This window comes from Escherichia sp. B1147 (assembly GCF_001660175.1).
GTDB lineage: Bacteria > Pseudomonadota > Gammaproteobacteria > Enterobacterales > Enterobacteriaceae > Escherichia > Escherichia whittamii.
In genome coordinates this window covers 124,172-146,665 of the sequence record NZ_LFHY01000012.1, presented here as the reverse complement: position 1 = coordinate 146,665, position 22,494 = coordinate 124,172, and the positions used below count along the sequence as shown (strand labels likewise).

The 22,494-nt window shown below is 50.4% G+C and carries 25 protein-coding genes; 6 read left to right on the top strand and 19 right to left on the bottom strand.

Features of this window, described 5'->3' with window-relative positions:
• Positions 1-116: 116 nt before the first annotated feature.
• From uspG to citC, 11 genes are all read right to left on the bottom strand, one after another.
• Complete coding sequence (uspG, locus tag A9180_RS11960; RefSeq protein ID WP_064528986.1) at positions 117-545, bottom strand: universal stress protein UspG; 429 nt, start codon at positions 543-545, stop codon at positions 117-119.
• A gap of 123 nt (positions 546-668) precedes the next feature.
• Positions 669-758 carry a small membrane protein YldA gene (yldA, locus tag A9180_RS25020; protein WP_368027512.1) on the bottom strand — a complete coding sequence of 30 codons (90 nt, stop codon included), beginning with the start codon at positions 756-758 and terminating at the stop codon, positions 669-671.
• A gap of 141 nt (positions 759-899) precedes the next feature.
• Positions 900-1,310, bottom strand: coding sequence for a nucleoside diphosphate kinase regulator (gene rnk / locus A9180_RS11955; protein ID WP_064528985.1), 411 nt, complete (start codon positions 1,308-1,310; stop codon positions 900-902).
• Between the two features lie 229 nt (positions 1,311-1,539).
• The gene (rna, locus tag A9180_RS11950) at positions 1,540-2,346 is read right to left on the bottom strand and encodes a ribonuclease I (protein ID WP_064528984.1); all 807 of its coding nucleotides are present in this window, start codon (positions 2,344-2,346) and stop codon (positions 1,540-1,542) included.
• A 112-nt stretch (positions 2,347-2,458) separates the two neighbouring features.
• A complete protein-coding gene (gene citT / locus A9180_RS11945; RefSeq protein WP_064528983.1) occupies positions 2,459-3,922 on the bottom strand; it encodes a citrate/succinate antiporter CitT in 1,464 nt (487 codons plus the stop codon).
• A 50-nt stretch (positions 3,923-3,972) separates the two neighbouring features.
• The gene (gene citG, locus A9180_RS11940; protein WP_064528982.1) at positions 3,973-4,851 is read right to left on the bottom strand and encodes a triphosphoribosyl-dephospho-CoA synthase CitG; all 879 of its coding nucleotides are present in this window, start codon (positions 4,849-4,851) and stop codon (positions 3,973-3,975) included.
• Entirely contained in the window at positions 4,826-5,377 is a 552-nt protein-coding gene (gene citX, locus A9180_RS11935) for a citrate lyase holo-[acyl-carrier protein] synthase (RefSeq protein ID WP_000550408.1), read from the bottom strand. The genes citG and citX overlap by 26 nt, the downstream gene beginning before the upstream one ends.
• A 3-nt stretch (positions 5,378-5,380) precedes the next feature.
• The gene (gene citF, locus A9180_RS11930) at positions 5,381-6,913 is read right to left on the bottom strand and encodes a citrate lyase subunit alpha (RefSeq protein WP_064528981.1); all 1,533 of its coding nucleotides are present in this window, start codon (positions 6,911-6,913) and stop codon (positions 5,381-5,383) included.
• A gap of 10 nt (positions 6,914-6,923) precedes the next feature.
• Positions 6,924-7,832, bottom strand: coding sequence for a citrate (pro-3S)-lyase subunit beta (citE, locus tag A9180_RS11925; protein ID WP_000622357.1), 909 nt, complete (start codon positions 7,830-7,832; stop codon positions 6,924-6,926).
• The gene (gene citD / locus A9180_RS11920; RefSeq protein ID WP_000700703.1) at positions 7,829-8,125 is read right to left on the bottom strand and encodes a citrate lyase acyl carrier protein; all 297 of its coding nucleotides are present in this window, start codon (positions 8,123-8,125) and stop codon (positions 7,829-7,831) included. The genes citE and citD overlap by 4 nt, the downstream gene beginning before the upstream one ends.
• Positions 8,126-8,139: 14 nt before the next feature.
• Positions 8,140-9,198 (bottom strand): [citrate (pro-3S)-lyase] ligase, encoded by a 1,059-nt coding sequence (gene citC / locus A9180_RS11915; RefSeq protein WP_064528980.1) that lies wholly within the window; start codon positions 9,196-9,198, stop codon positions 8,140-8,142.
• A gap of 378 nt (positions 9,199-9,576) precedes the next feature.
• Between citC and dpiB the strand changes: the two genes are divergently transcribed.
• Both dpiB and dpiA read left to right on the top strand, forming a co-directional pair.
• Complete coding sequence (gene dpiB, locus A9180_RS11910) at positions 9,577-11,235, top strand: sensor histidine kinase DpiB (RefSeq protein ID WP_064528979.1); 1,659 nt, start codon at positions 9,577-9,579, stop codon at positions 11,233-11,235.
• Positions 11,204-11,884 carry a two-component response regulator DpiA gene (gene dpiA / locus A9180_RS11905; protein WP_064528978.1) on the top strand — a complete coding sequence of 227 codons (681 nt, stop codon included), beginning with the start codon at positions 11,204-11,206 and terminating at the stop codon, positions 11,882-11,884. The genes dpiB and dpiA overlap by 32 nt, the downstream gene beginning before the upstream one ends.
• 38 nt (positions 11,885-11,922) lie before the next feature.
• Here the strand turns inward: dpiA and dcuC are convergent, their stop codons facing one another.
• Positions 11,923-13,308, bottom strand: a complete 1,386-nt coding sequence (gene dcuC / locus A9180_RS11900) for an anaerobic C4-dicarboxylate transporter DcuC (protein WP_064528977.1) — start codon at positions 13,306-13,308, stop codon at positions 11,923-11,925.
• A 560-nt stretch (positions 13,309-13,868) separates the two neighbouring features.
• Here dcuC and pagP point away from each other — a divergent pair.
• Together pagP and cspE are read left to right on the top strand one after the other, a co-directional pair.
• Positions 13,869-14,429: a lipid IV(A) palmitoyltransferase PagP gene (gene pagP / locus A9180_RS11895; protein ID WP_064528976.1), complete on the top strand. Its 561-nt coding sequence runs from the start codon at positions 13,869-13,871 to the stop codon at positions 14,427-14,429.
• Between the two features lie 174 nt (positions 14,430-14,603).
• A complete protein-coding gene (gene cspE / locus A9180_RS11890; RefSeq protein WP_000034825.1) occupies positions 14,604-14,813 on the top strand; it encodes a transcription antiterminator/RNA stability regulator CspE in 210 nt (69 codons plus the stop codon).
• A 53-nt stretch (positions 14,814-14,866) separates the two neighbouring features.
• On the opposite strand, the gene crcB is transcribed toward cspE, so the two are convergent.
• Entirely contained in the window at positions 14,867-15,250 is a 384-nt protein-coding gene (gene crcB, locus A9180_RS11885; RefSeq protein ID WP_064528975.1) for a fluoride efflux transporter CrcB, read from the bottom strand.
• 91 nt (positions 15,251-15,341) lie between these two features.
• Between crcB and A9180_RS11880 the strand changes: the two genes are divergently transcribed.
• On the top strand, positions 15,342-16,130 hold the full coding sequence (locus A9180_RS11880; protein ID WP_064528974.1) for a deaminated glutathione amidase: 789 nt from the start codon (positions 15,342-15,344) through the stop codon (positions 16,128-16,130).
• Between the two features lie 128 nt (positions 16,131-16,258).
• Entirely contained in the window at positions 16,259-16,462 is a 204-nt protein-coding gene (tatE, locus tag A9180_RS11875) for a twin-arginine translocase subunit TatE (RefSeq protein WP_064528973.1), read from the top strand.
• A gap of 99 nt (positions 16,463-16,561) precedes the next feature.
• Here the strand turns inward: tatE and lipA are convergent, their stop codons facing one another.
• From lipA to mrdB, 6 genes are all read right to left on the bottom strand, one after another.
• On the bottom strand, positions 16,562-17,527 hold the full coding sequence (gene lipA, locus A9180_RS11870) for a lipoyl synthase (protein WP_000042625.1): 966 nt from the start codon (positions 17,525-17,527) through the stop codon (positions 16,562-16,564).
• A gap of 302 nt (positions 17,528-17,829) precedes the next feature.
• Complete coding sequence (gene lipB, locus A9180_RS11865) at positions 17,830-18,471, bottom strand: lipoyl(octanoyl) transferase LipB (protein WP_064528972.1); 642 nt, start codon at positions 18,469-18,471, stop codon at positions 17,830-17,832.
• A 99-nt stretch (positions 18,472-18,570) separates the two neighbouring features.
• Positions 18,571-18,834 (bottom strand): DUF493 family protein YbeD, encoded by a 264-nt coding sequence (gene ybeD, locus A9180_RS11860; protein ID WP_000850550.1) that lies wholly within the window; start codon positions 18,832-18,834, stop codon positions 18,571-18,573.
• A 108-nt stretch (positions 18,835-18,942) separates the two neighbouring features.
• Positions 18,943-20,154 carry a D-alanyl-D-alanine carboxypeptidase DacA gene (gene dacA / locus A9180_RS11855; protein ID WP_064528971.1) on the bottom strand — a complete coding sequence of 404 codons (1,212 nt, stop codon included), beginning with the start codon at positions 20,152-20,154 and terminating at the stop codon, positions 18,943-18,945.
• A 140-nt stretch (positions 20,155-20,294) separates the two neighbouring features.
• Positions 20,295-21,371, bottom strand: coding sequence for an endolytic peptidoglycan transglycosylase RlpA (rlpA, locus tag A9180_RS11850; RefSeq protein WP_064528970.1), 1,077 nt, complete (start codon positions 21,369-21,371; stop codon positions 20,295-20,297).
• A 9-nt stretch (positions 21,372-21,380) separates the two neighbouring features.
• Complete coding sequence (gene mrdB / locus A9180_RS11845; protein WP_000131717.1) at positions 21,381-22,493, bottom strand: peptidoglycan glycosyltransferase MrdB; 1,113 nt, start codon at positions 22,491-22,493, stop codon at positions 21,381-21,383.
• Between the last annotated feature and the right edge of the window lies 1 nt (position 22,494).

The window sequence follows — 22,494 nt, the reverse complement described above, 5'->3', positions numbered from 1 at the left end:
GAAGTAAGATTCACCTGCAATTGTTTAGCCGCTGGGGTCAAACCTGGCGGCTTTTTTTATAAAAAAACGCCCTGCCAGGATTGCTCAGGGCAGGGCGTCATAAATGCGTTAATTTGTTAACGAACAACTAATACCGGCAGATTGGCGTGGCGGATCACGTTGGAAGCGTTGGAACCTAACAGATGGGTTGAAATCGATGGGTTTCGTGAACCGATAACCACGACATCCGCATCCAGTTCTTTAGCTAACTCGTTCACTTCATCTCGCACGCTACCAAAACGGACATGTGTTTTGATACGGGATGGATCAATATTGAAATGGCCGACCATTGTCTGTAGGCGTTCTTCGGCTTCATGTTGCAAATGCTCTTCGAAACGACGCACATCAGCAGCAAAACGGTGCAGACTAAGGCTTGCGGCGCCCGGTAATACATGGAGTAAATGAATTACGCCATCATCCTGGGCGAGAAATTCAGCGTGACGAACTGCTTTGTCGCTCAATTCCATTTCAAATACGTCTACTGGCATAATGATTGTTTTGTACATAAGCATTCCCTCCTTGCTATTGCATGAACATATAACAGCACATTATTGATTATGATTCTATGATTTGCGAAGTTGATTTGATCTGGAATAGCAATTGATCTGGAAAATGAATTAAGTCAGCCACTACCAGCGTTGTTCAAGATATAGCACTGCCACAACAATAATTGCTGCAATGAATATATAAAACGCAGTAATACCGAGAGCTTCGCTCATAGGGGGATCCGCAGGTGAATAACTTGTTCAGATTAGAACGCAGCGGTGAAGAGGAAAATGATAAGTCTGGTTGATATTTAAGCGGAAAGAGGATGCAGAAGCATCCTCTGGGCAAAGCGAATAACGCTTGTGCAGATGGGATTAAAGCAGGTAGTCGCCAGCGGCTTCAGGCTGGTATTCGAGTTCCAGCACTTCAAGGTGAGTTGCGCTACCGCCCGGAAGTTCCCAGTGGATGGTATCGCCAACGCGCAGCCCCAACAGTGCAGCGCCAACTGGAGCCATAACGGAAAGTTGAGTATTGCTGTCGGTCATCTTTGCCGGATACACCAGTGTACGCACACGGACTTCGCCATCGCTAAGATTGCGGAATTTAACCCGGCTGTTCATCGTCACCACATCGTGTGGCATCTCTTCTGGCGAACACATTTGGGCGCGATCCAACTCTGCGTTTAACGCGTCGGCGATTGGCAAACCGGCATAGGCAGGTTGCTCCAGCAGAATATCGATGCGTTCGGCATCCAGGTCGTTAATGATGATTGTTGGTCTGGACATTTTTACTCCATGTCGTCGGTACTGCGAGTGTCGCAGATAAACATACCCAAAAGAAAACCCTCACCGTCAGGCGGCGAGGGTTTAACTCATATGATGATACTGACTGTTGCTCACTCTTTGAAGTGATTTGCGTCACATTCAGGGAATTCCTCAATGCAGCGCATTATGTATAAATCTTAATCGTCATGGTTTATGGAAGACGAATTAGCATGTTTTGTAAATCAGAGGATTAATAACCAGCTTTATCAATCACAAAGGCTTTGCCACAGTTGCCTGGGTGAGGTTGTGGCAAGAATGAGCTTGCCGAGAGCGGCGCATTGATGGCATCAGCTTTGATTGAAATCTGGATTTCAGTCAAATATGCCGGATTACCCTGGCACGTTAACTTGACCGCTTTGACGTTCTCTTTCCCCCAGCTTTTGGCAAAGGCATCGTCAAAGTCACTGCGGCTCACGGTTTTACCATAGTTATCCGCGAGGAATTTTCCGGCTGCGCTCTCTTTTACCTCTTGATTCAGTCGTACCATCGTACCGAAGTAAGCATCCGGATCAAAACCAAAGCAGGCGCCGTGTTTCGCGTATTCATAACGTTCCAGACAGGAACGGCCACCTGCGCCCGGCATAACTTCACTCAATTTAGCTGCTGTTTCCAGCGATAATCCGGTTTCCGGTGAAGAACACATCCGGCTGGCGCGCGCTTCCGGCAGGTTTGGGACTGGGCGAGTGGCGCAGCCGAAGCGCATCCAGCGGCGTTCATCAACACCACGAGCAGCAACCGATTTAGGCAGTCCGGGCCACAGGCCGTGTACGGTCAGGAAATCGGCCTTGTCGGTCGTTTCGGTTTGCAGGCGACACTCATCGCGTTCGTTACGATTTCGATCGTGCTGACTCTGGCAAAAGCCGGTTTGCCAGGAAAGCGCTAAAACGTAACGATCAAAATCGCCATACTGTTTTGCTTGCAACGCAATGGCGTTGGCAGAAGAGAAGGGAAGTAGAGAAACCGCCAGTAAAGCGGCGTTACGCCAGAATGCTTTCATAATGGGTGTGGACTCATACATACACTGAATACTATCTATTAAATCATAAAAAAGCCCGCCTGGTTGGCTAACCTGGCGGGCGCGGTGATTTATTCAGCGTTTGCCGAACGTATTAGTTCCACATGGCGAGAATTGGCCAGCCTACGAGCAACAACATTGAAATGTAGATGACCCCGAAGATAGCGCCAAGACGCCAGTAATCTTTCGATTTCACATAGCCACAGCCGTAAATAATCACACCTGGGCCAGTAGCATATGGGGTCAGACAGCCCATGATACCGATAGACAGCACCAGCAGAATACACAGTTGTTCCATCGGAACACCGGGAATACCTTTACCGACGGCCAGAATAACTGGCAGCATGGTTGCAGTGTGCGCAGACAGGCTGGCAAACAGGTAGTGAGCAAAATAGAACACCAGCACGAGGACGATAACCGTCGCGTTCGGCGAAAAACCTTCCAGGTGCGTACTCATGGTGCTGGCGAACCAGTCGATAAATCCGGAACGAGTCAGGCCATTAGCCATGACGACAAGTGTTGCCAGGTTAACCAGCGTGTTCCATGCGCTGTTATAACGGGTAATGTCTTTCCACGGTACAACGTGCAGCGCCAGCATCAGCGAAACTGCCAGCAGGCCAACCGCAGTGGCATTAATCACTTCGCTGCCAAATACCCACAAACCTAAGCTGAGTAATACAAGGCCAATCAGCGTCCATTCTCTGCGTGTCAGACGCCCCATGGTTTTCAGCTCATCGCCTGCCCAGGTGGCGACTTCTTCACTATGGGTAACTTCCGGTTTGTACAGCACGTAGGAAAGCCACGGCGCAATGATGAGTAAGATAACCCCAACCGGCAGGAAGCAGAGGAACCACTGTAACCAGCTAATCTGGATACCGGCAATTTTGCTGACGAATTCCAGGCCCAGCACGTTCGGCGCCGCGCCGGTGACAAACATGGAGGAGCTAAGACTGGTACTGATGACCATCATCCACATTAAATAACCGCCAATGCGTCGGGAAGACGGATCGTTGGGGAATGATTTAAACAGCGGCGGCAGGTTTTTAATGACCGGGAAAACGGTTCCGCCGGTACGCGCAGTGTTAGACGGTGTAAACGGCGCCAGCAGAATGTCGATAATGACAATCGCATAACCTAACGTCAGCGTGCGTTTACCCATGAATTTCACCAGAAAAAGGGCAATACGACGGCCTAATCCAGAAACTTCATATCCTAACGCAAAGATAAATGCGCCAAATACCAGCCAGACGGTGGTACTGGAAAAACCAGCCAGTCCCCATTTTAGCGCCTGTTTTTGGGCATTAAACGCTGGGTCAGCCAATTCTTTGGCGTCAAAAAGCAGGTAATTACTGCCAATAACGCAAATGGTTACTGCAATAAAACTGATCGCTGTTGCCGGGATTGGCTCGAGGATCATTCCGACAATCATTGCCACAAACACAGCGAAATAATGCCATGCCTGCGGCGGCATACCGTCGGGGACAGGGATAAGAAACATGACACCCATCACCACCAGTGGGGCCAATAATTTCCATATATTATCTTTTGCTAAAGACATACGGGTTCTCCGAAAATTAATATTTCCAAATTTATCAAGTGCTTAAATTATTAAATCTGTGCTAAAAACCAGGTAAGAATCAGCAGGTCGGCGCTGCCGCCGGGGCTGAGATTTCGTTCGATACACTCCCTGTCGAACTGCCGGAGATAATCGAGATCGGCGGGGGTTCGGATGCCCCCTTTTTGCAATAATGTTTGCGCCTCGCGCTGTAGCCAGCGCAGGCCCCCCTCGCCACCGCGCGATGCAACGTTGGTATCGCCGTTCATCGCCATCAGTAGCAGTAAGGTATCGAGCAATGCCAGTTCAGGATCTAGCCCCTGATCCAGCAGAGTGAGGTAGTGCGGCAGGGCGTGCTTGATAACCAGCGGATAACCCGCTTCAGCTTCACCGCGCGCACCGGTAAGGCCAAGTTGCTGGTACAACCGTTGACCTGCGGTCAGTTGTTGATTATTGGTACGCAGTTCGCGCTCGGTCAGACCACGGCAGAAACTTGCCGCCGTCGCACAAATGGTGGCTGGCGTTACCGGTTGGTTGAGCTGATGCAAACGGCCAATTGCTGCGCATACCAGCCCTAAAGAGAAAATGCTGCCTTTATGGGTGTTTACGCCCGCAGTGGCGCGGAACATATCGCCTTCACAGGCCATACCAATTGGGCGTAATCCGTTGAGTACTGCTTCGGGTGCCATTTCTGCACTACAGGCACCAAATTCGATAAAACGGGGTAACCAACCCTGGATCGCCAGTGCGCTACGGTGGAAATCTTCCAGCGCCATATCTTTGTGCGCACCGCAGTTAATGCGATCCACCAGGCCTGGTTTCGGTGACAGATTGACTTCAGTCAGCATGGCGCGCCAGCCCAACAGGGCGTAGTCATTGATTAATGACGCAGCAAGCTTTGTGGTTTTAGTTGACGTTGCAGGCATCGACATCGTTCAGCAGCGCCTCCATGCGGTTGAGTAAATCGGTCAGTTGGTGGGTCTTCCCACGCGCACAGACGGCTGCACTTTGCTCGCACAGCAGGCAGCGGCGAGGCGGCAGCGAATAATCGCGGCGGGAGAGAATTTCGCCTTCGGGCGTCAGGACATCGATATCCCATAAACGCCCGAGAGGATGACTATGCTCAAGCTCAATGGTTGCGAGCTTGAGGTCGCGAGCTGGAGCGGCAATGCTCAACATGCCCTCTGGCCCGCTGGCGGAAACCAGTGCAGCCTGCTCCTGAATTTGCCAGCCCTGTTTTGCGGCTAAAGCGCGCAGGGCAGTTACGCCATGATTAAAAATTCGGCGTGTGACCTCGCTGTCTTTAATCGGACCCGGCGCAACCACAGTAAAGGAAACCAGTGGAACAGGATGGCGCTTGAGCCAGGCGTGTTGCCGCGCTTGCCTTTCATCCCGGCTGACGAGCAGCTCGGGAATTGAAACCGCATGGTGGCTGGCGAGTTCAGGGAGCAGGTGCATGGCTTATTCCTTCACCTGATGCACAACGTCAATCACCGAGCCATCGCGGTAGCGCACGACGGCAACGACGCGATCGGTGAATTCAATCGGCTGTGGTTCACCGGTCAGCAGACGCGCACGTTCGCGCAGCCACTCAATGGAAACCACTTTAATGCCAGCTTCCTGCAGACGTTCTGCCAGTTCCGGACGTGCCGGGTTAACAGCGATGCCGTGGTCGGTGACCAGAATATCGACGCTGGACCCCGGGGTAATGCAGGTCAGCACGTTATCCACCAGAGTCGGGATACGACCGCGCACCAGCGGTGCAACAATGATGGAAAGCGCAGAGGCAATTGCGGTATCGCAGTGACCGCCGGAAGCGCCACGCAGCACGCCATCAGAACCAGTCAGCACGTTAACGTTGAACTGAGTGTCAATTTCCAGCGCGCTCAGTACCACCACGTCGAGACGATCAACCGATGCACCTTTAGAGCCCCAGTTAGCGTACTGGTTGGCGCTGATTTCGATGTGGTTCGGATTACGCGCCAGTGACTGTGCGGCTTGACCGTCAAAGCTCTGGACGTCCAGCAGTTTGCGGATCAGCCCTTTTTCATGCAGATCAACCATCGTGGCGGTAATGCCGCCGAGGGCGAAGTCAGCGCGAATATCGCGGCTGCGCATTTTGTCTTCCAGGAAACGGGTTACCGCCAGCGAAGCGCCGCCAGTACCGGTTTGCATGGAGAAACCTTCTTTAAAGTAGCCAGAGTTGACAATCACATCCGCGGCGCGGCGGGCAATCAGCAGTTCGCGCGGGTTAGTGGTCATACGGGTCGCGCCTGCGCCGATTTTCGCGGCATCGCCGACACGCTCAACTTTGACGATCAGATCAACCTGATCCTGTTCAATGCTCGCCGGGTTATGCGGATAAGGCAGTAGTTCTTCGGTGAGCATCACCACCTGTTTCGCATTGTCGGCATCGACCATTGCATAACCGAGGGAGCCGCAGCAGGCTTTTCCGGTGTAGCCGTTGGCATTACCGAATTCGTCACAGGACGGGACGCCGAGGAAAGCCACGTCGATGTTCAGTTCGCCGCTCTGTACCAGATGCACGCGACCGCCGTGGGAGTGGATTTGCACCGGTTCAGCTAGCAGACCACGGGAGATTTCTTCCGCCAGTGGGCCGCGCAGGCCGGAAGTATAAATACGGGTAACTACACCCTGACGAATATGTTCCACCAGCGGCGCATGGCAATCACTCAGGGAGCTGGACGCCAGGGTCAGGTTTTTAAAGCCCATCTTAGCGATGACGTCCATCACCATATTGACGGTCAGGTCACCGCCACGAAAAGCGTGGTGGAAGGAGACGGTCATACCATCTTGCAAACCAGAGCGACGAATCGCTTCTTCCAGGTTGGCGCACAGTTTACGATCGCGCGCTTTTTCAGCCTGGTAGGTTTGCTTTGGCGAGTTCTGGAAAGCGGCAAGATCGCATTCAGCGCGACGATTCCAGGCCGCTACCCGTTCTTGTCGTTGAGATTGTTCAATTTTCTGCGTCATTTTGATTGCCTTATTCTTCGCGGATGCCGGAAAGTTCTGCACGGGAGAGCACCAGACGGGCGCGATCGATAACCGGACCGTCAACCATCTTGCCGTTCAGGGAAACGACGCCGAGGCCTTCGCGAGCGGCGGCTTCAGCGGCTTCTACAACGCGGCGTGCGTGATCCACTTCTTTCTGGGTTGGTGCGTAGAGGTTGTGCAGCAGATCAATCTGACGCGGGTTGATCAGCGATTTGCCGTCAAAGCCCAGTTGTTTGATGTGGGCGGCTTCTTGCAGGAATCCGGCTTCGTTGTTGGCGTCGGAATAGACGGTATCGAACGCCTGAATACCCGCAGAGCGCGCGGCCTGCAAAATAGAGCAGCGAGCGAACAGCAGTTCCGTACCTTCCGGAGAGCGTTCTGTACGCAGGTTGCGCACGTAGTCTTCTGCGCCAAGGGCGATCCCGATCAAACGCTCGGAAGCGTGAGCGATTTCCACCGCGCGGGTAATGCCCAGCGGAGATTCAATCGCCGCCAGTAGCCCCGTGCTGCCAGGTTCACGACCGCAGGCTTTTTCAATACGCAGGATCTCTTTTTCGATATCCAGAACGTCCTGAGCGGTATCGGTTTTCGGCAGACGCACAACGTCTGCGCCGCCGCGAACGACGGCTTCCAGGTCGTTAACGCCCCATTCAGAATCCAGTGCGTTAACACGTACGATGGTTTCAATATCGCGATACAGCGGATGTTGCAGCGCGTGGTAGACCATGCGACGTGCGGTGTCTTTTTCACGCAGTGCCACGGAGTCTTCGAGGTCGAACATCAGAGCATCAGCCGGGTAGATGAAGGAGTTGCTGACCATCGCGGCATTAGCACCAGGCACGAACAGCATGCTGCGGCGGGTGCGGGTTTTACGTTGTTGCAGCGAAGCGGAAATCATTGGCAATCCTCCCATGGCAGAGCCGGGATACCGCTGGCGCGCGCCAGCAGGGCTTCCAGTCGTGCACGTAAAATGCAGTCCAGTGCGCCTTTGTCATCGACATTCAGCTGTACGCCGCGCACGTTATAGCGGGCGAGAACGTCCAGAATGGTGGTGCGAATCGCATCGCCAAACTGTTTCTCAACGCTGCTGTTGATCTGCAGGTCGATATCCTGCGTATCGAGAGGGGCGATGCGTATCATCACATCCCCAGACTCAAGGGTGCCTGCAACGGCGGGCTGGTTTATTTTCATTTTTCACCTGTTTCTTATGCGGGGGTCTTTTGACGAACTGCCGCGTCCTGGCGGGCGTGTTCAAGCAGATTCTGCAAGTAATGCAGAGTGGTTGCCGGGACCAGTGGCGCGATAGCCGTGAGATCGTTTTTCACCAGCAGTTGACGTACCCGGGAAGCGGATATCGGCAGTTCCTGGTAACGCAGTCGCTCAATTTCAACCAGTTCGATGGGCGGTGCGGAGATGGTCGGTGTTTCCAGCCAGTAGCGCATATCCTGGTTGTACTGGGCGGTCACGCGACAAATGGGTTCAGTACCAACAAAGCGATGAGTAACGCCCAGTGCGGGCGCGAGGTACTGACGGAAAATTTTCAGGTCAATTTCGGTGTAACAATGGTTGATGACGCTCTGTTCTTTAATGAAGTAACAGGGGAACGTGGCGCGGGAGATGATGTACTCAGAGCCGCGATGCACGGTCAGGCGCGGAATATCGGCGGTGCCTTTCAACACCAGATCCAACCGGTCGTCATAGGGAAAGCGTGAAGAATCTTCTTTGACTAAAAATAGATGCAACCAGTCGCACTGTGCCGCAGCTTGTTGAATCAGATAACGGTGGCCGTTAGTAAAGGGATTGGCGTTCATGACAATACAGCCAATCTTCTTCCCTTCATGGCGGAATTTCTTCAGCGATTCGGCATAGCGTTTCAGCCGTGTGGCGCTGTTTTCCATCAACACCATCACGCCAGGTACGCTGGTTAACGTATAGAAACCGCACTGGCGGAACAGCGCCTCGTATTCGGTTTTGGTATAAATAAACAGATGCGTGCTGTGCCGTTCATAGGCGAGGTTTATCAGTTCGGTGGCTAATGTCAGCGCCAGCCCTTCACCGCGAACAGATTCGCTGATAGCGACGCACTTAATAATATTTCCGGCTATTCCACCGCAAGCGATAAGCTTTTCATTGCGGGTTACGGTAATAAATACTTCGACTGTTGTGTCAACGCTCAAATCATTTTCATGCAGAAATTGGGCAATTTCTGCCATTTTTTTATTTTCTGAACGTTTTACCCGGGTGAAAATATCATTGCCGAACATAATAAATAGTATCCTGAAGGTGTATGTTGTTATCGGTTTGCAACAAATGTTGTTCGGTGTAGCAAATTGATAACCTTTTATTTTCAGTTTAGAGAAAGGGCTGTGAGTGAGGTATTTCTTTTTCTCCTTTCGCCATACATCCTAAGGAGTATTGCATCGTGAAATTTTGATTTATTTCACATAGAGTTACTGGTTTTTTATTTATTTAATGGTTTTAAGTTTTTTAATTAATGTAATTGCGAATTGACCCGTAGGTTTAAGTGATTTAATTGATTTAATGAATGAAATTTGCCACGATCATATTTGATATTTATAAATCGAGATTCAACATTTTAATTACATCCACCAAAAAACAGGGCTTACCCCGCAAGGAAAACAATGTTGCAGCTTAATGAGAATAAACAGTTTGCTTTTTTCCAACGACTGGCGTTCCCGCTGCGTATTTTTTTGCTGATTTTGGTGTTCTCGATATTTGTCATCGCTGCGTTGGCGCAATATTTTACTGCCAGCTTTGAGGACTATTTAACGCTTCATGTTCGTGACATGGCAATGAATCAGGCGAAAATTATTGCCTCCAATGACAGTATCATCACCGCAGTGAAAACGCGTGACTACAAACGGCTGGCTACTATCGCCAACAAATTGCAAAGAGATACCGACTTCGATTATGTGGTGATTGGTGACCGGGATTCGATCCGCCTTTACCATCCTAATCCGGAAAAGATTGGCTACCCCATGCAGTTTACCAAACCGGGGGCGCTGGAAAGAGGGGAGAGTTACTTCATCACCGGCAAAGGGTCGATAGGTATGGCAATGCGCGCCAAAACGCCGATCTTTGACGACGATGGCAAAGTCATCGGCGTGGTGTCTGTGGGATATCTGGTGAGTAAAATCGATAGCTGGCGGGCTGAGTTTTTATTACCGATGGTGGGTGTGTTCGTCGTGCTGTTAGGCATTCTGATGCTGTTGTCGTGGTTCTTAGCTGCACATATCCGCCGCCAGATGATGGGGATGGAACCAAAGCAGATTGCACGCGTGGTCCGCCAGCAAGAGGCGCTTTTTAGTTCAGTTTATGAAGGACTGATTGCGGTGGACCCGTATGGGCATATTACTGCCATCAACCGCAATGCAAGAAAAATGTTGGGGCTGAGTTCCCCCGGACGGCAGTGGCTGGGCAGACCTATTGCAGAGGTTGTCAGACCGGCAGATTTCTTTACCGAACAAATTGATGAAAAACGTCAGGATGTAGTGGCGAATTTTAATGGTCTGAGCGTTATTGCTAACCGCGAGGCTATTCGTTCTGGTGATGATTTGCTGGGTGCAATTATTAGTTTTCGTAGTAAAGATGAAATATCTACCCTTAATGCACAATTGACGCAAATTAAACAATACGTCGAGAGCCTGCGCACATTGCGTCACGAACATCTCAATTGGATGTCGACGCTCAATGGTCTGTTGCAGATGAAAGAGTATGATCGCGTGTTGGCGATGGTGCAGGGGGAGTCCCTGGCCCAGCAACAGCTTATTGACAACCTGCGCGAGGCGTTTGCCGATCGCCAGGTGGCGGGACTGCTTTTTGGCAAAGTGCAGCGCGCCCGCGAACTGGGGCTAAAAATGACCATCGTCCCCGGTAGCCAGCTTTCACAATTGCCGCCAGGACTGGACAGCACTGAGTTTGCAGCCATTGTTGGTAACTTACTTGATAACGCCTTCGAAGCCAGCCTGCGTAGCGATGAAGGAAACAAGATCGTTGAATTATTCCTCAGCGATGAAGGCGATGATGTGGTGATTGAAGTCGCCGATCAGGGCTGCGGCGTTCCAGAGTCTCTACGAGACAAAATATTTGAGCAGGGTGTCAGTACGCGTGCTGACGAACCCGGTGAGCATGGCATTGGGTTGTATCTTATTGCCAGCTATGTAACGCGCTGCGGTGGAGTTATCACTCTCGAAGAGAATGATCCCTGCGGTACTTTATTTTCAATCTATATTCCGAAAGTGAAACCTGATGACAGCTCCATTAACCCTATTGATCGTTGAGGACGAAACACCGTTGGCAGAAATGCATGCGGAATATATTCGTCACATTCCCGGCTTCAGTCAGATATTACTGGCGGGAAACCTGGCGCAGGCCCGAATGATGATCGAGCGTTTTAAGCCGGGGCTTATCTTGCTGGATAACTATCTCCCTGATGGTAGAGGCATTAATTTGTTGCATGAGTTGGTGCAGACACATTACCCCGGTGACGTGGTGTTTACCACTGCCGCCAGCGATATGGAAACGGTGTCTGAGGCTGTGCGCTGCGGTGTGTTTGATTATTTAATCAAGCCAATCGCTTATGAGCGTCTGGGGCAGACATTAACTCGTTATCGCCAGCGTAAACACATGCTGGAAAGTATTGATAGCGCCAGTCAGAAGCAAATTGATGAGATGTTCAACGCTTACGCTCGCGGTGAACCAAAGGATGAACTGCCAACAGGCATTGACGCGTTGACGCTAAACGCAGTGAGAAAACTGTTCAAAGAGCCTGGTGTGCAACATACGGCTGAGACAGTGGCGCAGGCTTTGACCATAAGTCGCACCACCGCGAGACGTTATCTTGAATATTGCGCCAGCCGTCATCTGATTATCGCCGAGATTGTTCACGGCAAAGTCGGCAGGCCGCAGCGCATTTACCACAGTGGATGAAGAGAGTGCCGGAGGACGTGCTCCTCCGGCCTGGGAAATTACTTACCAGTAACCGCGGCGGAAGTACCAGGTACCATCAACTCTGTAGCCACAATGACAATCACCAGCCCAACAAGCACCGGCACCGAGGTGCGTTTAACCACTTCAAAAGGTGATATTTTAGCCATCCCGGCAACGGCAACCACCACGCCAGAGACTGGCGAAAGCGTGCGCCCCAGGTTTGACGCCTGCAGCATCGGAATAGTCAGGTACGCTGGGTTAATGCCGGAAGAGTGCGCCAGTTTCGGGATCATCTCAACAAAGGCATAGAAAGGCGCATTGCCGGAACCAGTGGTGACCGCTGCCAGCATTGTCAGGATAACCAGCACCAGCATCAGGATAATGCTCGCCGAACCGAACGAGGTGGCGATTGAGATCAGGCTCTGGATAAAGCCGATAGTGCTAAGACCCTGAGCGAAAACCCCAGCGGCAACTAATAACATTACTACGTTAGCGAAGGCATCAGCCATGCCGCGATAAGCCACCTCGAGGCCCGAAAAGACTTTTTGCGTATTAAAGCCGCGAATAAATTCCAGAACAGAGGCAATCAGCATACATATCACCAGAATGGTGATGATGTGCAATTGCGGACCCCATTTTCCGTCAAAAAATAGCACGCCAATGATCGGTGTAAACGGCAGAATGGCGTAAAACGCGGGCGCAGTGGTCGTGATTTCGCTGACATCTAACATTTCATGAGAGATGTGCTCTTTTTTATCCAGATAACGCTGCCAGAAAAAGTGGGCAATCGCCATGCCGATAATCGCGGCAATCGAGATAGGTAGTGTTGTTTTGAAGGCGAAGTCAATCAGCGGCATTTCAGAAGCCTGTGCCGCCAGCACCACATCACCAGATGTTGGTGCGAGAATAATTGCTGCAGGTGAGGCACAAATGGCAGCTGCCGCGCCGCGACTGATACCAACGTTCACCATCACCGGGAACAACGTTGCCATCAGTAAAACGCCAAGACCGGTTGCGGAAGAGACTGCCAGCGACATCAGACAGGCGACAAAGTAGGCGGCAATCATCAGCAGGTAAGGGGAGTTAATGTACTGCAGCGGTTTTGATGCCAGCTTGACAACCATATCGTTCGCGCCAATGTGGGTCATGTAAGCGGCAAAGCCACACAGCATCATAATCATCATACCGAGATCGCCGCCACGGCTCATCAGTAATATTTTAATGTATTCAACGATATCTGTGGCGCTGTAGCCAGTGGACGTCTGGCTGGAGGGTAAAACCTTGTGTCCTATTATAGCGCTGATGATCAGCAGTAGCAGGCCGCCAACAAATAGCACCCCGGTGGCGGAATACCCTTTAATGATGTAGCGAGCTACACCCACAATAACGACAACCCCAATAAGGAGTTCAATAAATGTCTGCATATTCTTTCCTGTCTCCGGAATCTACAAAAATAATAAAAAAGTCCTAAAATAAGAAAAAAATATGCCGAATAAATTGACATCAGACGCTGATTGAAATCAAGAAAGCTGTCATTAAGACATTGATGTTGTTGTTTTTATACCTGGATAACAAAATTTATTTTAGGGGGAGTAATTACAACATGATGATGTTTGTGAAGTGATGAATAATTGATGCAATTTTGTTAATTTCTTTATGATGTGTTGTCCGTCCCCAAAATATTCTTGTATGCGCATTATGTGGCAATGCAAACAATGATTTTATTGATGGTTTCATTGTATCTGATTGAAAATTAAATGGATGCTAAGTGTTTGCATGGGTATGTGTTTTATTTAAATGAGCTTTTCTTTAGCCGAAGAATGCTACTTAAGTCTCCGGAAACATCCGATGGTTTTATTAGTGAATTTCATGAAATAAATTTTCAAGCACTCGGATTATTCTTTATGTTTGCCTTGTTAAGGTTGTATTTATTTTTCTTTGGCTATGCTGGCAATATATTTTGATAAGTCTTCTGTGGTCGCTAATGGGCGCTAGTAAATGTGTTTCCGTATTTTCCTTTGTTTTTATTCAGTTAATTGGCGTTGAAGAAGTTTCAGCTAGTGCAGAGCAATGGATTGCGACATTTAGAGAGAATGTTGCAGAAACCTGGCAGCGGCCAGAGCATTATGATCTGTATATTCCCGCCATCACCTGGCATGCGCGTTTCGCATATGACAAAGAAAAAACCGATCGCTATAACGAAAGACCGTGGGGTGGTGGTTTTGGTCAGTCACGTTGGGATGAGAAAGGCAACTGGCACGGTTTGTACGCGATGGCGTTTAAGGATTCATGGAATAAATGGGAGCCCATTGCCGGATACGGTTGGGAAAGTACCTGGCGACCGCTGGCAGATGAAAACTTTCATGTCGGTCTGGGATTCACCGCTGGTGTGACAGCGCGTGATAACTGGAACTACATACCTGTTCCGCTGTTACTGCCATTGGCTTCTGTGGGCTATGGCCCAGCGACTTTCCAGATGACCTACATCCCTGGCACCTACAACAATGGCAATGTTTACTTTGCCTGGATGCGGTTCCAGTTTTAGACAAGTCACGTTTTAATAAAAACCTTAAAAATCAGTATATAATGGTATTAACATCAAAAATAACGCGACTTTTATCACTTTTTAGTAAAGTTGCACTGGACAAAACGTACCACAATTGGTGTACTGGTAACCGACACAGCATTTGTGTCTATTTTTCATGTAAAGGTAATTTTGATGTCTAAGATTAAAGGTAACGTTAAGTGGTTTAATGAGTCCAAAGGATTCGGTTTCATTACTCCGGAAGACGGCAGCAAAGATGTGTTCGTACACTTCTCTGCAATCCAGACTAATGGTTTTAAAACTCTTGCTGAAGGTCAGCGCGTAGAGTTCGAAATCACTAACGGTGCCAAAGGCCCTTCTGCTGCAAACGTAATCGCTCTGTAAGATACGTCAGCAAGAATTCAAAACCCGCTTATTCAGCGGGTTTTTTTTGGTCTTTAGTGTGCGGTTGAGGCTGAAAATAGCCAAAAAGCCAGTGCAGTCATGGCAAAGGAACCTAACAGGTTTACGAAGATGTTCAGTAACGCCCAGCCAAAACGCCCTTCCTGCAATAAAAACACCACTTCTGCTGAAAATGTTGAGAAGGTTGTCAATCCGCCACAAAATCCGGTGGTGATTAACACTTTCCACATAGGATCAATGTTCGTCATCCGACTGAACCAGGCAAATCCCATACCTATGATGAATGCACCGATCAGGTTTGCGGCCAGTGTTCCCAAAGGGATCGCCTGATGCAGCGGGTTAAACCGCATACTTAACATCCATCTCGCCACGCTTCCCGTACCACCACCAATAAAAACTGCTAAAAGGAGTTGTAACACAGCTAAATCCTGCTATTTGATTTGTATGAGTGATAAGTTTAACGCCGAATATTCGTCGTTGGCGAATTTTACAACTCTGACAGGAGGGGCAATGCTTGTTGCCGCAGGACAATTTGCTGTTACATCAATATGGGAAAAGAACGCAGAGGTTTGCGCCTCGTTAATGGCACAGGCGGCGGAAAACGACGTATCGCTGTTTGTCCTGCCGGAAGCGCTTCTGGCGCGCGACGATCTTGACCCGAATTTGTCAGTGAAATCGGCACAGTTGCTGGAAGGGGAATTCCTCGGACGTTTACTGCGGGAAAGTAAACGTAACATGATGACGACGATTCTGACGATTCATGTTCCCTCAACCCCTGGGCGCGCGTGGAATATGCTGGTGGCGCTGCAGGCGGGGAAAATTGTCGCCCAGTATGCCAAATTGCATCTCTATGATGCGTTTGCCATTCAGGAATCGCGCCATGTGGATGCAGGTGATGAAATAGCCCCTTTACTGGAGGTTGAAGGCATGAAAGTGGGGCTGATGACCTGCTATGACTTACGCTTTCCGGAGTTGGCAATGGCCCTGGCGTTACAGGGCGCGGAAATCCTGATCCTGCCAGCGGCCTGGGTTCGCGGGCCACTCAAAGAGCACCACTGGTCAACTTTGCTCGCCGCTCGTGCTCTGGATACCACCTGTTATATGGTGGCGGCGGGGGAGTGTGGCAACAAAAACATTGGGCAAAGTCGAATTATCGATCCTTTTGGCATCACCATTGCTGCGGCAGCGGAAATGCCCGCGTTAATCATGGCGGAAGTGACGGCTGAACGTGTGCGTCAGGTGCGCGCGCAGTTACCTGTTTTAAACAACCGCCGGTTTGCGCCGCCGCAATTATTATGATGTTTTTTTACTCGGCGCTTGATTCACCTTGTTACAGATTGCTATTGTGTGCGCGCGTCGAATGACCGTTAATATTCTCTGGTTTTTAAGGCGCGTTCTGTTGCCGGTTTTATGTCAAGAAGGTATCTATGGGTGAGATTAGTATTACCAAACTACTGGTAGTTGCGGCGCTGGTCGTTCTGCTGTTTGGGACTAAGAAGTTACGTACGCTGGGCGGAGACCTGGGAGCGGCCATTAAAGGGTTCAAGAAAGCGATGAATGATGACGACGCTGCGGCTAAAAAAGGCGCAGACGTTGATATTCAGGCTGAAAAGCTCTCTCATAAAGAGTGACGTGGCGAGCAGGACGCTCCCTCAATATCTTGTTCGATAAAAAAACCCGCTTCAGATAGCGGGTTTTTTATCAGACAGATGTAAGCAATTATTACACGATTACTTAACTTCCATCCCTTTCGCCTGCAAGTCGGCGTGATACGAAGAGCGGACAAACGGACCGCATGCTGCATGGGTAAAGCCCATCGCCAGCGCTTCGGCCTTCATTTCATCAAACTCATCCGGGCTAACGTAGCGTTGCACCGGCAAGTGATGGCGACTTGGCTGCAGATATTGCCCCAGCGTCAACATGGTTACACCATGACGACGCAGATCGCGCATGACTTCAATAATCTCTTCATTGGTTTCACCCAGTCCCACCATCAAACCGGATTTGGTCGGGATCTCCGGATGCGCCTCTTTAAAGCGTTCCAACAGTTTTAGCGACCAGTTGTAATCCGCGCCCGGGCGTACCTGACGGTAAATACGCGGTACGTTTTCCAGGTTGTGGTTGAACACATCTGGCGGAGTGGCGGTCAGAATATCCAGCGCGCGATCCATACGACCACGGAAATCCGGCACCAGAGTTTCAATTTTGATTTCCGGGCTTTTTTCCCGGATGGCAGTAATGCAATCCGCAAAGTGCTGGGCTCCGCCATCGCGCAGGTCATCGCGGTCAACGGAGGTGATAACCACATAACGCAGCGCCATATCAGCGATGGTCTGCGCCAGTTTTACCGGCTCGTTGGCATCCGGGGCGACCGGGCGACCGTGGGCAACGTCACAGAACGGACAACGGCGGGTACAAATGGCGCCGAGGATCATAAACGTTGCTGTGCCGTGGTTGAAGCATTCTGCCAGGTTAGGGCAGGAGGCTTCCTCACAGACAGAATGCAGGCCATTTTTGCGCATTGCGGCTTTGATGCCCTGGATACGTGTAGAGTCCGCGGGAAGCTTGATTTTCATCCATTCCGGCTTGCGCAGCAGGGCTTCGCGCTCTGTTGCCACGTTTTTAACCGGGATAAGGGCCATCTTATCGGCATCGCGGTATTTAACACCGCGTTCCATCACAATGGGTTTACTCATAGCGTGCGTGTTCCAGTTGCGAATTACGAAGGAAAGCGTTTCAATTCAATAGATTGTTGTAATTATCAACTATTTTTGAATTAACGACTGGCAGTATATCATTGAAACGGCCCAGAAAGCAGCCAAAGCGGTCGCGAAAATGTAAAATTGTTGTTGGTTTGTGCCATTTTATCGTTCTACGCTGTGAACTCTATGTAACGATACTTTTTCAAAACACATTTCGATAGCATCAGTTGACCGCGGAGTATTGGAACACGCTGACTGCAATGACCCAATATGATTTGGGTCATTTAAGAGGGGAATTAAGCAGGGATATATTCTACGGCAGGATTTTTGAGTAGTGCTAAAATATTTGCCAGTAAGCGCGGTGCAATATTATCGGTGGTCGCATCAGGTTTCCATTGCGATATTTTTGCCATTTCCATCCCGGCATAACCACAAGGGTTGATACGTAAAAATGGCGAAAGATCCATATTGACGTTTAATGCCAGTCCGTGGAATGAACAACCGCGGCGAATACGTAATCCCAGCGAACAAATTTTCTTTTCCCCAACGTAGACACCTGGAGCATCAGCCCGAGGGTGCGCTTCAATATCCAGCTCGGCCAGGGTATTCACTACCGTTTGTTCGAGTAAGGTCACCAGTTCACGCACGCCCAGCTTCCTGCGTTTGAGGTTAAGCAACACATACATCACCTGTTGCCCCGGTCCGTGATAAGTTACCTGGCCGCCGCGATCGCTCTGGATCACCGGAATATCGCCCGGCATTAAAATATGTTCCGCTTTACCTGCTTGCCCCTGGGTGAATACAGGAGGGTGTTCAACCAGCCAGATTTCATCAAGGGTATTTTCATCACGAGTATCGGTGAATTCATGCATAGCCTGAGAAATAGGCTCGTAAGGCTGAAGGCCGAGCTGGCGGACAAGAATTTTATCCTGATACAAAACGGCATCTCCGTGGAGAATGAGTAAAAGTGGGGAAAATTATATCACAGCGAGGGAAGGGGAGTTACCCGACCAGAGGCCGGGTAACGGAGAAGCGAATTACAGAACCATACGAACGATATCGATTTTGCCCAGTTCTTCGTACAGAGTTTCAACCTGCTCGATATGAGTGGCGTTGATAGTGATAGATACCGAGTGGTAGTTGCCTTTGCTGCTTGGTTTTACCGTTGGGGTGTAGTCACCTGGCGCATGGCGCTGTACCACTTCAACCACCTGATCAACCAGCTCAGGTAACGCCTGCCCCATTACTTTGTAGGTAAAAGGGGTAGGGAATTCAAGCAGTTCGTTAAGTTTGGTCTTCATGTCAGCTCCGGCGTAACGTAATTAAATAGCAACTCCCGCCAGAGGGCGGGAGTTTTTACTGATGCTTAGTATATGGGGGCGGAAATTACACTTTCAAGTGTTCAATTTTTAGCCAAACCAGTGATGGAACATTAATTTAATGTAATCAATGATTTTGCCGAAGAAGTTACCTTCCGGAATTTCCTGTAACACCACCAGCGGGCGTTGTTCGATAGTTTTGCCATCAAGCTGGAAGTTGATGGTGCCAACGACCTGGTTCTTTTGCAGCGGCGCATGCAGTTCACTGCTGTTCAGCACGTAGCTGGCTTTCAGGTCTTTCATGCGGCCACGCGGAATGGTCAGGTAAACGTCTTTATCAACCCCTAATGAAGCGCGGTCAGTATTACCAAACCATACCGGTTCAGAGGCGAACTCTTTGCCAACTTTCAGTGGGTTAACTGTTTCGAAGAAGCGGAAGCCCCAGGTCAGCAGTTTTTTACTTTCGGTTTCACGGCCTTTGAACGTGCGTCCGCCCATGACTGCGGAGATCAGACGCATCTGACCTTCCGTTGCAGAGGCGACAAGGTTGTAGCCCGCCTTGTCAGTATGGCCAGTTTTGATACCGTCGACATTCAGGCTGTTATCCCATAGCAGGCCGTTACGGTTGAGCTGGCGAATACCGTTAAAGGTAAACTCTTTCTCTTTATAGATAGCGTATTCGTTAGGAACATCACGAATAAGAGCCTGACCGATCAGCGCCATATCACGCGCGGAGCTGTACTGACCGTCAGCGTCCAGACCGTGTACAGTCTGGAAGTGGGTATTTTTCAGGCCCAGTGCGTTAACGTAACTGTTCATCAGGCCAACGAAAGCATCCTGGCTACCGGCGGCGAAGTCAGCCATGGCAACACAAGCATCGTTACCAGATTGCAGGTTGATACCACGGATAAGCTGAGAAACTGGTACCTGCATGCCAGGTTTGAGGAACATCAGCGAAGAACCTCTGAACACCGGGTTACCGGTGGCCCAGGCGTCATTACCGATGGTCACTAAATCAGATTCTTTGAATTTACCTGCTTTCATTGCCTGACCGATAACGTAGCTGGTCATCATTTTGGTCAGGCTTGCAGGATCGCGACGGACATCCGCATTTTGCTCGGCGAGCACTTTGCCGGAGTTATAGTCGATCAGGATGTAAGACTCCGCATCGATCTGCGGTACACCCGGGATCATAGTTTTGATATTCAGGTCATCGGCATGTGCAGCAGAGATAAAGGCTGTGCAAAGAGCCGTGGTGAGCGCCAGGCGCTTCATGATACGAGCGGAAAAAATGGTATTCATGGTCTGAACTACGACATCCGTGATGGAATTTAAAATAAGTGCCCTACTATAGCAAATGCACTACCGCCAGGCATCTGACTTTCCGCGTGACTTTGTTAACGTCATTTACAGAAATTGACACTTCAGATGCCTGCTTTACGTTATTGCGCGGTGGTAATAAATGACTGTAATTGGGCTTCGGTTTGTAAACGTTGCTGTAAGGCACTGGCTTCAGCTTTGCTGGTAAACGGGCCAAGCTGGATACGCCAGACCGCGCCGTTTTGGGTCACGCGACCGGGTACGCCGAGCTTTTGTCCCAGTTGCTGTTGATACTGTTGCGCGCGAGCCTGATCGCTAACGGCCCCGACTTGCACCATAAAGTTACCGCTGGCGCTTTGCGAGGCGGATTGTGGTGTCACCATTGCAGGTGTTGTTGCAGGTGCGGTGACAACTGGCTGTGGTGCAGGCGTTGGTTCGCTGCCTTCCAGTACGCCGGGCGCCAGGGTAGTTGGCGCGCCGAGGAAACCACTGCTGGTTACCGGCGCGCCGGTCGGATCTTCGCTTTTCAGCGTCGAGTTGCTGACCGGGAGAATATCACCCTGCGGGACAGGCATTGAATTTGTTCCGCTGCCGCCGTTTAAATCGGGCGGCGCAGGCAGGGCGTAAGTCTGTTTAGCAATGGTAGTACAAGCCATGCCTGGGCCAGAAAATGAACCATCCTGGGCGACGATAATTGGATCGATACGAACTTTTGTATTGTTCGACGTGTTAAGACGGTCAGCTGCCGCGCGTGAAAGTGAAATCACACGGTCGTTACCGTAGGGACCACGATCGTTAATACGCACCACGATCATCCGCCCGTTAGCCAGATTGGTGATTCTGGCGTAGCTGGGGATGGGTAGCGTTGGATGCGCCGCCGTCAGCTGCGTTGGATCAAATGCTTCGCCAGATGCCGTCAGATTGCTGCCAGGTTCGGCATCATAGATGGCAGCAAGGCCCGCCTGGCTAAAGCGTGAAGGGTCTTGCACGATTTTGTAGCTTTTGCCGTCGCGCTGATAATCCTGATTTGCCGTCGCGTTCAGTGGTTCGAAACGTGGTTCCGCCCCGCTAATTTCAACTATAGGGCCGTTACATACCGCAGGCTGCGGCACACTTACCGTCTGTTGCTGACCATCATCGCTAGTACATGCCGCGAGCATTCCTGCCGCGATGCAGATCCCGAGCCACTGCTTACGCATTCGCACCTCTTACACGCTTTTCGACAACATTTTCCTGTGGGTGTGGATTGACATCACAATCCCAAACCCAGCCATCAGCACTATGAGCGCCGATCCTCCATAACTGACCAGCGGGAGTGGAACCCCTACAACCGGCAGAATACCGCTTACCATACCAATATTTACGAAGACATAAACGAATAATATCAGCATTAAGCCGCCAGCCATGACGCGACCAAAGGTAGTTTGCGCTCTGGCCGCAATCCACAGTCCGCGCATGATTAGCAGAATATAGAGAGCAAGCAGAATCAAAATACCGACTAATCCCAACTCTTCCGCCAGTACCGCGAAGATAAAATCGGTATGGCGTTCGGGTAGAAATTCAAGCTGTGACTGGGTACCGTGCAGCCAGCCCTTGCCGCGCAATCCACCGGAGCCAATAGCAATTTTAGACTGAATAATGTGATAGCCCGCGCCAAGTGGGTCTGATTCCGGGTCGAGTAGCATCATTACGCGCTGGCGCTGGTAATCATGCATCAGGAAGAACCACAAAATAGGGATAAATGCTGCCACCAGTACCACCGCAACGCCAATCAAGCGCCAGCTAAGTCCGGAGAGAAACAATACAAACAGACCGGAAAGCGCAACGAGGATTGACGTCCCCAGGTCAGGCTGCGCAGCTACCAGCAACGTGGGCATAAAAATCAGTACCAGCGCGATGGCGGTATTTTTTAACGATGGCGGGCAAACGTCACGGTTGATAAAGCGTGCCACCATGAGCGGCACGGCTATTTTGGCGATTTCCGAAGGCTGGAAACGGACGATACCGAGATCCAGCCAACGTTGAGCACCTTTGGAGATGGCGCCAAAGGCATCTACCGCTACCAGCAAAATAATACAGATGATATAGAGATAGGGCGCCCAGCCTTCATAAACGCGCGGCGGAATTTGGGCCATCACTACCATAATGACCAGCCCCATCGCGATCTGGCCGATTTTACGTTCCATCATGCCGATGTCCTGGCCGCTGGCGCTCCAGATGACCAGGGCGCTGTAGACCAGTAATGCCAGCAAGATCAGTAGCATTGTGGGATCAAGATGGACTTTATCCCAGAATGTTTTTTTATTCGGATTATCCGTCATG